This window comes from Ruminococcus sp. AM42-11 (assembly GCF_003480145.1).
GTDB lineage: Bacteria > Bacillota > Clostridia > Lachnospirales > Lachnospiraceae > Blautia_A > Blautia_A faecis.
The window spans coordinates 37673-50299 of record NZ_QUIO01000009.1; the positions used below are offsets into that span (position 1 = coordinate 37673).

The 12627-nt window shown below is 44.5% G+C and carries 8 protein-coding genes and 1 pseudogene; 6 read left to right on the plus strand and 3 right to left on the minus strand.

The genetic code is table 11. The features are described from left to right. Positions 1 to 32 precede the first annotated feature (32 nt). Positions 33 to 1589: an ABC-F family ATP-binding cassette domain-containing protein gene (locus DW904_RS07215; protein WP_118578837.1), complete on the plus strand. Its 1557-nt coding sequence runs from the start codon at positions 33 to 35 to the stop codon at positions 1587 to 1589. Positions 1590 to 1751: 162 nt separating this feature from the next. On the opposite strand, the gene DW904_RS07220 is transcribed toward DW904_RS07215, so the two are convergent. Both DW904_RS07220 and DW904_RS07225 read right to left on the minus strand, forming a co-directional pair. Further along, a complete protein-coding gene (locus tag DW904_RS07220) occupies positions 1752 to 2810 on the minus strand; it encodes a hypothetical protein (RefSeq protein ID WP_118578839.1) in 1059 nt (352 codons plus the stop codon). Between the two features lie 85 nt (positions 2811 to 2895). Then, entirely contained in the window at positions 2896 to 4986 is a 2091-nt protein-coding gene (locus DW904_RS07225; protein ID WP_118578841.1) for an elongation factor G, read from the minus strand. A 210-nt stretch (positions 4987 to 5196) separates the two neighbouring features. On the opposite strand from DW904_RS07225, the gene DW904_RS07230 reads away from it, so the two are divergent. The 4 genes from DW904_RS07230 to DW904_RS07240 all read left to right on the plus strand — a co-directional run bounded on the left by DW904_RS07230 (position 5197) and on the right by DW904_RS07240 (position 9189). Further along, complete coding sequence (locus DW904_RS07230; RefSeq protein WP_347562047.1) at positions 5197 to 5955, plus strand: prephenate dehydrogenase/arogenate dehydrogenase family protein; 759 nt, start codon at positions 5197 to 5199, stop codon at positions 5953 to 5955. Then, positions 5949 to 6305 (plus strand): hypothetical protein, encoded by a 357-nt coding sequence (locus tag DW904_RS25155; protein ID WP_347562048.1) that lies wholly within the window; start codon positions 5949 to 5951, stop codon positions 6303 to 6305. Before DW904_RS07230 ends, DW904_RS25155 begins: the two co-directional genes overlap by 7 nt. 174 nt (positions 6306 to 6479) lie before the next feature. Further along, entirely contained in the window at positions 6480 to 7754 is a 1275-nt protein-coding gene (aroA, locus tag DW904_RS07235) for a 3-phosphoshikimate 1-carboxyvinyltransferase (RefSeq protein WP_118578843.1), read from the plus strand. Positions 7755 to 8199: 445 nt separating this feature from the next. After that, the gene (locus DW904_RS07240) at positions 8200 to 9189 is read left to right on the plus strand and encodes a 2-hydroxyacid dehydrogenase (RefSeq protein WP_118578845.1); all 990 of its coding nucleotides are present in this window, start codon (positions 8200 to 8202) and stop codon (positions 9187 to 9189) included. Positions 9190 to 10036: 847 nt separating this feature from the next. On the opposite strand, the pseudogene DW904_RS07245 reads toward DW904_RS07240, so the two are convergent. Next, a pseudogene (locus DW904_RS07245) lies at positions 10037 to 10869 on the minus strand (deoxyribonuclease IV). A 369-nt stretch (positions 10870 to 11238) separates the two neighbouring features. Between DW904_RS07245 and DW904_RS07250 the strand changes: the two are divergent. After that, complete coding sequence (locus DW904_RS07250) at positions 11239 to 12612, plus strand: sodium-dependent transporter (protein ID WP_118578847.1); 1374 nt, start codon at positions 11239 to 11241, stop codon at positions 12610 to 12612. Positions 12613 to 12627 lie beyond the last annotated feature (15 nt).

Consider the following 12627-nt stretch of genomic DNA (forward strand, 5'->3'; position numbering starts at 1 on the left):
AGCACGCTCTGATTTAAGAACAGGAGTTATCTATGAGTATTTTAAATGTTGAACACCTTACCCACGGATTTGGTGACAGAGCCATTTTCCATGATGTTTCCTTCCGTCTTTTAAAAGGAGAACATATTGGCCTGGTAGGCGCCAACGGAGAGGGAAAATCCACCTTCTTCAATATTGTAACTGACAAACTGATGCCGGATGAGGGCAGGATCCAGTGGGCAAAAAATGTCCGCGTAGGTTATCTGGACCAGCATTCTGTCCTCGCTCCTGGCATGACCATCCGCGACGTGCTGAAATCTGCTTTTTCCTGGCTTTTTGAACTGGAAGAACGAATGAATACCATCTGTGATTCCCTTGGTGAAGCCTCCCCGGAAGAAATGGAAGTTCTTATGGAGGAACTGGGAACTATCCAGGATACCCTGACCATGCACGACTTCTACGTAATTGATTCCAAGGTAGAAGAGGTTGCCCGGGCACTTGGTCTTCTGGATCTTGGGCTTGACCGTGATGTCACAGATCTCAGCGGCGGACAGCGTACCAAGGTGCTCCTTGCCAAGCTGCTTCTGGAGAAACCAGATATTCTTCTTCTGGATGAGCCCACCAACTATCTGGATGAAGAGCACATTGCATGGCTGAAACGCTATCTTCAGGAATATGAGAATGCTTTTATCCTTATTTCCCATGATATTCCGTTTCTCAATGATGTAATCAATATCGTTTATCATATGGAAAATCAGGAGCTGAACCGTTATGTAGGCGATTATGACCACTTTCTGGAAGTCTATGAAGTGAAAAAAGCTCAGTTAGAGGCGGCTTATCGCCGCCAGCAGCAGGAAATCAGCGAACTGAAGGATTTCGTTGCCAGAAACAAGGCCCGGGTTTCCACCAGAAATATGGCAATGTCCCGCCAGAAAAAGCTGGACAAAATGGACGTGATCGAACTGGCTGCCGAGAAACCAAAGCCGGAGTTTCATTTCAAACAGGGACGCACCCCTGGCAAATACATCTTCGAGACAAAGGATCTTGTGATCGGATATAACGAGCCCCTTTCCCGCCCTCTCACCCTTTCCATGGAAAGAGGCCAGAAAATCGCGCTTGTAGGTGCCAACGGAATTGGAAAAACAACTCTTCTGAAAAGTATTCTTGGTCTGATCCCATCATTGAAGGGAACCAGGGAATTAGGGGACAATCTGCAGATCGGATATTTTGAGCAGGAGGTAAAAGGTGACAACAAAACTACCTGTATTGATGAGATCTGGGCAGAATTCCCATCTTATACCCAGTATGAAGTCCGCTCCGCACTTGCAAAATGCGGTCTCACCACCAAACATATTGAGAGTCAGGTCCGTGTGCTTTCCGGCGGTGAGCAGGCCAAGGTCCGCCTTTGCAAGCTGGTAAACAAAGAGACAAATGTCCTTCTTCTTGACGAGCCTACCAACCACCTGGATGTGGATGCAAAAGAAGCTCTGAAGGAGGCACTAAAGGAATACCGTGGAAGTGTGCTTCTCATCTGCCATGAGCCGGAATTTTATCAGGATGTGGTTTCACAGGTGTGGGACTGCAGTAAATGGACAACTAAGATCCTGTAAATGCTATATTAAGATTATTATTTTATAAATAAAACAGCATCCAGACAGAATATACTTCTTCATAATTCTGTCTGAATGCTGTTTTTATTTCATATATAGTGATGTCATTTGCAGCAGCATGTCCGTTTAGAATAATTTGTCATTCTACTATATCTCATTCTATCAGTTCACAAACTGAATGATTCCGGATACCTGCTCGTATGCACTATCCCAGTCCTGACCACTTGCCAGTCCTTTTACTTTTCCTTTGATCGTCACTCTCTTGGAAGCTGCATATCCGGAAGCATCTGCCTTGATTCCCTTATTGGTTGTGAAATCATGTGTACCCCAGATCTTATCTGCATAATATTTGCCGTCAGCCTTCAATTCAATATTGCTGAATGTGGCATTTACAGAATCTCCGTTTAATCTTGCAGAACCCTCTACGCGAAGATAGACAGTTGTGTTTGCAAGGCTGCTGTTTTTAACTGTTTTGACAAGTTTGCCATTGATATAGCAATTGCAGGTTCCGTCTTTTTTCACAGTCAGCATTACATGGTAAGTCTTATCTCTGGCCGCTTTCTGAACCCAGATATAGTTCTGACCGCCTGCACCATTGTGGGCTACATTCTCGATCATGAACCACGCCTTACCTGTATAGGGAGCTCTTGCATGCTTGTCATACTGGATACCAAAGCTTACTGCAGAGGTCGCCGTGCAGGCAACCAGCTTCGCATGGTAACCGGAACCGGAACCAGAAAGTACCATATCCGTTTCAATGGTATATTCGGAAGCTGTATTTGCAACAGTGGAACCTGTTGCCGTGGTATTTCCGCCGGCAGTATCCGGTTTCGTTGTGGTTGGCACCTCATAAACAATTTTCAGTCCTTTTTTGTTATAGGAACTTACTTTCTTTCCTTTGTAGGCTTTTACTGTGTAGTAGTATGTAGTTCCACTCTTCACTTTTTTATCTGTGTAAGATGTTTTGGAACCGCCTTTCACAGTTTTGATTTTTTTCCAGGAACTGTTTTCTGTCTTACGCATAACATAGTAGCCGGAAGCGCCTTTACTCTTTTTCCAGGTAATTTTAACACTTTTGTTTACACGTACCACCTTGGAAAGCTTCGGTGCTTTTAATGCTGCTGCCTGAACCGCCTCTGCTTTTCCAAATGAATAAACCGGAAATACAAGCATAAAAGCAAGTAAAAACAGCATAATCTTTTTGATTCCTTTTCTGTTCATAATATTCCTCCTTCTTTCCTCATATGAACTTCCATCATAAAAGACGGAGAGCTTCTTCAAGAAATTCTCCGTCTCATTATACTACTTATTCATCAGCAGCGTCAACCTTACTTGCCCTTGCTTCGATCTCTTTCTGCTGGATATCACCAGGAGCCTGCTCATAGCGGGCAAACTCGTAGGAGAAGTCACCACTTCCACCAGTCATGGAACGAAGATCTGTGGAATATCCATAAATCTCAAGAAGAGGAACGTCAGCTTCAATAATGGTATTTCCGTTATGATCCGGATTCATTCCAAGAACACGGCCGCGGCGCTTATTCAGATCGCCCATAACGTCACCTGTATATTTATCCGGAACTGTAACCTTCATGGAAACGATTGGCTCTAACAGTACCGGAGAAGCATCCATGAAGCCTTTCTTGAATGCAAGGATGGTAGCCATCTTAAACGCCATCTCTGAGGAATCTACCGGATGATAAGATCCATCATAAAGAGTAGCCTTTACACCAACTACCGGATATGCTGCAAGAGGTCCTTTCTGAACACATTCCTGAAGGCCCTTCTCGACTGCCGGGAAGTAGTTCTTCGGAACTGCACCACCAACAACAACCTGCTCAAATACGTATGGAGTCTCCATATCGCCAGACGGCTCAAAACGCATCTTAACATGTCCATACTGTCCATGTCCGCCGGACTGTTTCTTATGTTTGCCTTCTACGTCAGAATTCTTGCGGATGGTCTCACGGAATGGAACCTTCGGTTTGGAAAGCTCTACATCAACTTTATAACGCTCTTTCAGCATGCTGACAATAACATCAAGATGCTGATCGCCCATACCATAGATCAGACTCTGACGGTTAGCACCATCGTTCTCAACACGAACAGTCCTGTCTTCGCTCATGATCTTGGCAAGAGCCTGGGAAATCTTATCCTCATCGCCCTTGTTCACAGCCTTAAATCTCTTATAGGTATAAGGTGTGGAAAGAATTGCTTTCGGATAAAGAACCGGATTCGCCTTGGTGGCAAGGCTGTCACCAGTCTGAACACTGACTAATTTGGCAATTGCACCGATATCACCTGCATGGAGCTCTGGAACTTCGATAGGCTTGGAACCCTGAAGAACATATAATTTGTTCAAGCGCTCTTCTGTGCCTTTCTCAACATTGAGAAGGGTATCATCAGATTTGATAACACCGGAGCAAACCTTGATCAGGGAATACTTGCCAAGGAATGGATCCACGATGGATTTCCATACATATGCTGATTTTGCTTTGGCGAAATCGTAATTTGCTTCAAAAATCTCGTTGGTCTTCTGGGAAATACCGTTGCAGGAACGTTTGTCCGGGCTTGGGAAATATCCGCAGATGTCGTCCAGAAGGTTGGATACGCCGCGAAGATTGATCGGGGATCCCATGCATACCGGAACAATGCTTGCATCCTGTACATTGGCGGCAAGTGCTGCGGAAACTTCTGTAACGGAGAACTCGTCTCCCTCAAAATAACGATCCATGAATTCCTCGCTGGTCTCTGCTACAGATTCCATCAGGATATCATGATACTTCTCAAGATACTCATCCAGATAAGAAGGAATCTCGCACTCTTCCTTCTGTCCCTTGTCGATATATTTTCTTCCGGCCTGCTTCACAACGTTAACATATCCCACGAACTTGCCATCCTCACGGATCGGGAAATGCAGCGGGGCAATCTTCTTGCCATAAAGCTCGGTAAGCTGATCTACTACCTTACGGTAACTTACATCGTCCACGTCCATATCGGTAACGAAAATCATTCGCGGAAGTTTATACTTCTCGCAGAGATTCCATGCCTTCTGGGTACCAACCTGTACCCCTGCCTTACCTGATACTACGATGATTGCTGCGTCTGCAGCGCTGACAGCTTCCTCAACTTCTCCTACGAAGTCAAAATATCCGGGAGTGTCCAGAATGTTTACCTTGTTCTTCTGCCACGGGACCGGAATCAGAGATGTAGTGATAGAGAAATGTCGTTTGATTTCTTCTTTATCATAATCACTGACTGTATTGCCATCTTCTACACGGCCTAAACGGTTGGTCAAGCCGGCAAGATATGCCATTGCTTCTGCCAGAGTTGTCTTTCCAGCACCGCCGTGTCCTAACAGCACTACATTTCTGATTCGGTCAGTTCTAAAAACGTCCATATGTAATACCTCCCTGTTTGTCTAATATGTTCATATTTTACTAAATATTCAGAAGAATTTCAAGTATTTTCTGGGATTTTGACGGTCTTTTTTCAAAAAAGTTTAGATTATTTTGTCATTTCTGTAGGAATTGACAATTTGCGAGGAATCTCGTACAATATCATAAGATAATTTTTCACTTTAACGAAGGAAAGGAAACGACATTATATTATGAAGACAATCGGTTTTATCGGTCTCGGTCTGATTGGCGGCTCTATCGCCAAGGCCATCCGGAAGTACCATCCGGATTACCACATTCTGGCCTATAACCGCAGTAAGGAAGCACTTGCCTCCGCCATCAGCACCGGCATTATAGATGGTGTCTGTGAGGAAATGAAGGATCCACGCTTTGGATCCTGTGATTATGTATTTTTATGTGCTCCGGTAGAGATCAACCTGGAGTGCCTTGCATATCTGAAAGAGATCCGCCAGCCAGGCTGCATTATCACAGATGTGGGAAGTGTAAAGGGAATCATCCATCAGAAAGTGGAGGAGCTGGGAATGACAGACTGCTTTATCGGCGGTCACCCTATGGCCGGTTCTGAGAAAACCGGTTTTGACCATTCCAACGAGCGCATTCTGGAAAATGCATACTATATTCTTACTCCGGGCGGGGAAGTGGGACTGGAATATATTTCAGATTTTACAGAGCTGATCAGTTCTCTTGGTGCTATCCCTATGGTGCTTACAGCTGAAGAACATGATTTTATTACAGCAGGTGTAAGCCATCTGCCCCATATTATTGCTTCCGCCCTTGTAAATCTGGTAAAAACTCTGGACAACGATGCCGAATATATGAAGACCATCGCAGCAGGCGGTTTCCGCGATATTACAAGGATTGCCTCCTCCTCTCCCGTTATGTGGCAGCAGATCTGCATGGAAACCATGAGAACATTTCCAATGTTCTGGACGACTACATCCGCATGCTGATCCAGATCCGCTGTTCTGTAGACAACTGTGCTACAGATGGGAAGGAGGCAGATGCTATTTATCAGATGTTTGCAAGCTCCAGGGATTACCGTGATTCCATTGATGTTGTGGATAATGGTCCTATCCGCAAGGCTTATGTGCTTTATCTGGATATTGCAGATGAGGCCGGCGGAATCGCTACCATTGCCACCATCCTTGCCATGGACAAGATCAGCATTAAAAACATCGGCATCATCCACAACCGCGAATTCGAGCAGGGCGTTCTGAAAATCGAATTTTATGAAGAAGACGCTATGGAACGGGCCATTGCACTTTTGAAAAAGCGCAATTATATTGTTTATGAGCGATAACCAGCGCACCGGCAGTTGTTTATTGGATACATCACAATTAATTTTTCAGACAAACTCTGTATCAATACAGCAAATACGAAGTAACCGCCATATTGACTCGTCTAATTCTTTATAAGTAATATAGCCGATACCCGTTTTTGCTGTATTAAACTTTATATTTAAGGAACGATTATTATGGAAATAAAAAAACTTACAAATCTCCACGGAGAACTTACAGTCCCAGGCGACAAATCCATCTCCCACCGTGCCGTCATGTTCGGTTCCCTTGCCAAAGGAACCACAAAGATCACCCATTTTCTGGAAGGAGCTGACTGCCTTTCCACCATCTCCTGTTTCCGCAAAATGGGCATTGATATTGAGAATAACAGCGGAGAAATCCTGGTTCATGGAAAAGGACTCCACGGATTATCTGCCCCTGTTGATATTCTGGATGTCGGAAACAGTGGCACAACTACCCGCTTGATTTCCGGTATTCTTGCAGGACAAAATTTTGTATCGGAGCTTACCGGCGATGACTCTATCCAGAGCCGTCCCATGAAACGGATCATGACGCCTCTCCTTTCCATGGGCGCTGATATTGCAAGCATAAAGGGAAATAACTGTGTTCCCCTTCGGATCACAGGTCATCCTCTGAAGGCCATTCACTATGATTCCCCAGTTGCTTCTGCTCAGGTAAAATCCTGTGTACTTCTTGCAGGAATGTATTCTGACGGAATTACCAGCGTCACCGAACCGGTTCTTTCCAGGAACCATACAGAAATCATGTTAAACTATTTTGGAGCTCAGGTAACTTCTGAGGGAACTACCGCTTCCATTGCTCCGGAACCATCTCTTTTTGCCAGAGAAATTACAGTACCTGGGGATATTTCTTCTGCTGCTTATTTCATCGCTGCCGGACTTCTGGTGCCAGGCAGTGAGATTCTTCTGAAGAATGTGGGAATCAATCCCACAAGAGACGGACTGCTCCGTGTGTGTAAGGACATGGGCGCAGACATTACCCTGCTAAATGTTAATATGGATGGAGAACCTACTGCTGACCTTCTTGTCCGCGCCAGTTCTCTTCATGGTACAACTGTTGGCGGAGAAATTATCCCGACGCTTATTGATGAGATTCCGATGATTGCAGTTATGGCGGCTTTCGCAGAGGGAACTACTGTGATCAAGGATGCAAAAGAACTTAAAGTAAAAGAATCAGACCGTATTCTGGTTATGGCAGAGAATCTTTCCCGCATGGGTGCGGACATTACACCTACAGATGACGGCATGATCATTCATGGGGGAAAACCACTGCATGGGGCAGAGATTGACTCTTACCTGGATCACAGAGTGGCTATGTCCTTCGCTGTTGCCGGACTGCTCTGTGATGGACCGCTCTCTATTAAGGGGGGGGACTGTGTGAAGATTTCTTATCCGGAATTTTATGAGGATCTGTATAGGTTAGGGGAATAATCTAAACCTCAGGAACTTAAATGAGAACATTTTTCGTTACTGTGAACGGAGTGAGCAATAACCATTTTTCCATTTAGGTTCCTGTTTTTTTGCCTTTTTAGATGTGCATTCCTATTATTTTATGTTAAATAATAGTCAATGTTAGTTTAGTGTAACTGTCATATTTTGCCAGATTATATGCTTGTATTTTCTTTTGAAATATACATATTGCACATTTTACCATGTATTAATTTCTGTGCAATTTTAAAATTCGTTTTAATCTCATTTCTATATTGATATTTTTTTAACGATTTCGACGAAGTTAAAAAACTTTCCGTTTTCCTCTTTTTTTCTTCAAAAAAATAACGTATAATCCCACTGTAAGTTGAGAAACACTAAAACAAACAAAGCGAAGGTGAACAGCCCAGACAAAAGAGCGGCTGCCACAAGAAAGGAGCCAGAAATAATGAAAATTTTATTTTACGGAACCAAAAATTATGACGAGCAGTTTTTTGAAAAACTTTTACCTGAATTTCCAGATATTAAGATTAAATTTATTGAAGCAAATATCCATGAGGAGACCGCTTCTCTTGCAAAAGGTTATGAAGCAATCTGTGCTTTTGTAAATGCAGACCTTGGCGCTCCTGTTATTGAAGAATTACATCAGCAGGGTGTAAAACTGATCCTTATGCGCTGCGCTGGTTACAATAACGTGGATCTTAAGACAGCCCACAAATATGGCATGAAAGTTCTGCGTGTACCAGGTTACTCTCCCGAGGCTGTTGCAGAGCACGCAATGGCGCTGGCGCTTACAGCTAACCGTCACACTCACAAGGCTTACATCAAATGCCGTGAGAACAACTTTACTTTAAGCGGTCTTATGGGCGTGAACCTTTACAAGAAAACAGCTGGTATTATCGGTACTGGTAAAATTGGTCAGGCTATGGCAAGAATCTGCAAGGGATTTGGAATGCGGGTCATTGCATATGATCTTTTCCCAAACAAGAATCTTGACTTCCTGGAATACGTTTCTCTTGATGAGTTGCTGGCTACCAGTGATCTGATCAGCCTGCACTGCCCGCTTACTGACGAAACCAAACATATTATCAACGAAAAGACAATTGCCCAGATGAAGGACGGAGTTATCCTTGTAAACACTTCCCGTGGCGGTCTTATCAAGACGGAGGATCTGATTTCCGGTATCCGTGACCACAAGTTCTTCGCAGTTGGTCTGGATGTTTATGAGGAGGAATCTGATTACGTATTCGAAGATCTGTCTGAGAGCATCATGCAGACTTCCTTGATCCAGAGGCTTCTCTCCTTCCCGAACGTAACCATGACCTCCCATCAGGGATTCTTTACAGAAGAAGCGCTCACTAACATTGCAGAGACAACTATGGAAAATGCGCAGGCTTATATCAATGGAGATGAGCTGAAGAACGAGGTTCTCTCATAATTCATAAATCACTATAGAAAATACGGTGTTTCAATGCATAGGTATTGAAACACCGTTTTGCTATTTAGTGTGTTGGGAGGGTGAAAAGTTTTCAGGAGGGACACATTTGGACAATGTGTATTACTCACTCGCCGGCGCAACGCTCCGATGAACTAATCGCTAACTGCGACTAATGCGTTCGGGAGAGCCCTCACGCATAAGTCTCCGTAAGCGCTGGATTTCATCTGCGCTAAGAACGCGCCTGAAATGGCTCGCTGGAGTAATACACATTGCCCAAATGCTGTGTGTCGGCTGGGACTGATTCTATTTAGGAACTTTTAACGAGGAAGAGGGGGAGTGATTGGTTTTCTGATACTTTCTTGGCAATGATGGATTAGATAAAAACAATAAAGCTGCGAAGTACCAACCATCTAAATGAGGTATCGAAGACACATATAATAATATGTCAAGTTCTTTGTTTGCAAAACAGCCCTGAAAATGTGCAAATACTTCATAGAAATTGTAAAAGCCGCTAATTTCCGGCAAGATTTCCATAAACTTTCGTTTCCGATATAGTATATGGAAGCCAGTCACTCACCCTCCCCACCTGTTGAAAGTTCCTATGTACAAATAAGTCCTAGCCAGTACACAGCATTCGGGCAATGGTGATTGCTCCAGCGAGCCATTTCAGGCGCGGTTTTAGCGTAGGCGAAATCCACTGCTTACGGAGACTTAATCGTGAAGGCTCTCCTGAACGATTTAGTCGCAGTTAGCAGTTAGTTCGCTGGAGCGTTGCGCCGGCGAGTGAGCAATCACCATTGTCCGAGTGCGTCCGCCTTGAACAACTTTCAACACACTAAATAGCAATTTATTCTGAATATCTTTCCCTAAGAAGTGCAATTTCTCTTGTCCAACCCTCATCATCATTAGGCGTTTCCAGAATAAAAGGCTTTCCCTCCAATGCCGGGTGCCGGATGACACGGACAAGGGCATCAAGACCAATCTGGCCTTCCCCGATTCTGGCGTGGCGGTCTTTGTGACTGCCAAGAGGGTTGAGGCTGTCGTTTAGGTGGATGGCTTTTAAGTGGTCGAGACCGATGATGCGGTCAAATTCAGTTAAGACACCGTCCAGGTCGTTTACAATATCGTAGCCACCATCCCACACATGGCAGGTATCCAGGCAGATTCCAAGTTTATCGCGTTTTTCTACAAGGTCCATGATGGCACGAAGCTCCTGGAAATGGCTTCCCACCTCAGAGCCTTTTCCAGCCATGGTTTCAAGAAGAACTGTAGTGGTCTGTTCTTCAGTAAGAACTGCATTCAGCACTTCTGCAATCTTCTGAATTCCAACCTCTATTCCCTGTCCCACATGGCTGCCTGGATGGAAATTATAATAATTTCCTGGTGTGGCTTCCATGCGTTTCAGATCATCCGAAAAAGTATTTCTGGCAAAATCCCGCAGATTTTCTTTGGCCGCGCAGGCATTTAAGGTATAAGGCGCATGCGCCACGATTTTGCCGATTCATGCTCCCTGGCAATCTCCTGAAACTTCGCCACATCTGCAGGGTCAATAGCTTTGGCATTCCCTCCTCTTGGATTTCTGGTAAAAAATGCAAACGTGTTGCCGCCATTTTTTACAATCTGGCGTCCCATGGCTGCGTAGCCTTTAGATGATGAAGTATGATTTCCTATATATAACATGTCGTTTTCCCTTCTTATTTACTATTTTATTATGAAAATCCCGTACGGTAGCCAAAAATGAGCCATGCTTGCACGAGCGAACTCTTGGATATCGAACGGGCTAGACCGTATGAGTAAGTAGGGCGATGGCCCGGATTACGAATGCGGTCGGCAGCTGCGGGAGCGCCATAGGCGCGAAACAGCTGGCTCTCAGGCACTCCTTAAGTACATCCTATATATTTTAGCATTTCCCCCTTCTTTTTCAAGATATTTATTGACGAAAACCCATTTTATTCTTATACTGTTAAAAGGTGTGCTCTTCTGTAAAAAAGACTTTTGTCCCATACTTTTTCACAGAATTCATACATAGAAAAAAGGAAGGAAATCAACATGAAAGAACGTGAAAAGTTTTCATCCCGGCTTGGATTTATTCTCATTTCAGCCGGCTGCGCCATTGGAATCGGCAATGTATGGCGCTTCCCTTATATAACAGGACAGTACGGCGGCGCAGCATTTGTACTGATCTATCTTCTGTTCCTTGTAATTCTTGGACTGCCTATTATGGTTATGGAATTTGCTGTCGGACGCGCAAGCCGCAAGTCCGCTGCCAGAAGCTTCCATCTCCTTGAGCCAAAGGGCACCAAATGGCACCTTTACAGCTATGGAGCCATGCTTGGCAACTATATGCTGATGATGTTTTACACCACTGTAGGCGGCTGGATGCTGGCTTACTTCTTTAAAATAGCAAGCGGCACCTTCACAGGTCTTGATACAGAAGCGGTAGGAAACGTATTTAACACCATGCTCTCCAATCCTGGAGAAATGACCTTCTGGATGGTAATCGTAACTGCATTCGGTTTTGGTACCTGCTGCATGGGACTGCAGAAAGGTGTTGAACGTATCACAAAGGTTATGATGGTATGTCTTCTTACTATTATGGTAGTTCTTTGCGTTAAGAGCTGTACGCTTCCAGGTGCCATCGAGGGTATTAAGTTCTATCTTCTCCCGGATTTTGGCCGTCTGAAAGAGAACGGACTGCTTTCCGGTATTTATGCCGCTATGGGACAGGCATTCTTCACCTTGAGCCTTGGGATCGGCGCAATGGCAATCTTTGGAAGTTATATCGACAAAGACCGCAGCCTTATGGGCGAATCCATCCAGATTGGTATTCTGGATACTTTCGTGGCACTAATGGCCGGACTTATTATTTTCCCGGCATGCTTTGCTTACAATGTAAGCCCTACACAGGGTGTTGGACTTGTATTCGTAACACTGCCGAACATGTTTAACCAGATGATGGGCGGTCGTTTCTGGGGTGCACTGTTCTTTATCTTTATGACATTCGCAGCTCTCTCCACCGTCATTGCAGTATTTGAGAATATCTTAAGCTTTGCCATGGATCTGTGGGGCTGGAGCCGTAAGAAGGCAGTTCTGGTAAACGGAATTGCAATCTTTGTTTTATCCATGCCATGCGTACTTGGTTTCAACGTATGGAGCGGATTTCAGCCACTGGGCGCAGGAAGCACCATCCAGGATCTGGAGGACTTCATCATCTCCAATAACCTGCTTCCGCTTGGAAGCCTAGTTTACCTGCTGTTCTGCGTAACCCGCTACGGATGGGGATGGGACAATTTCATCAAAGAAGCGGATACAGGAAACGGCATTAAATTCCCGAAGTGGGCACGTCCATATCTTACCTATGTACTGCCGCTTATTGTACTGTTGATTTTCGTAATGGGTTATTACGATAAATTCTTCAGATAAATATTATTGTAATGT

What these genes read in the sequence shown, in the direction of transcription:
- DW904_RS07230 (WP_347562047.1), top strand. Translation starts at nt 5,197, where the DNA reads ATGAAGACAATCGGTTTTATCGGTCTCGGTCTGATTGGCGGCTCTATC.
- DW904_RS07225 (WP_118578841.1), bottom strand. Translation starts at nt 4,986, where the DNA reads ATGGACGTTTTTAGAACTGACCGAATCAGAAATGTAGTGCTGTTAGGA.
- aroA (WP_118578843.1), top strand. Translation starts at nt 6,480, where the DNA reads ATGGAAATAAAAAAACTTACAAATCTCCACGGAGAACTTACAGTCCCA.
- DW904_RS07215 (WP_118578837.1), top strand. Translation starts at nt 33, where the DNA reads ATGAGTATTTTAAATGTTGAACACCTTACCCACGGATTTGGTGACAGA.
- DW904_RS25155 (WP_347562048.1), top strand. Translation starts at nt 5,949, where the DNA reads ATGCTGATCCAGATCCGCTGTTCTGTAGACAACTGTGCTACAGATGGG.
- DW904_RS07240 (WP_118578845.1), top strand. Translation starts at nt 8,200, where the DNA reads ATGAAAATTTTATTTTACGGAACCAAAAATTATGACGAGCAGTTTTTT.
- DW904_RS07220 (WP_118578839.1), bottom strand. Translation starts at nt 2,810, where the DNA reads ATGAACAGAAAAGGAATCAAAAAGATTATGCTGTTTTTACTTGCTTTT.
- DW904_RS07250 (WP_118578847.1), top strand. Translation starts at nt 11,239, where the DNA reads ATGAAAGAACGTGAAAAGTTTTCATCCCGGCTTGGATTTATTCTCATT.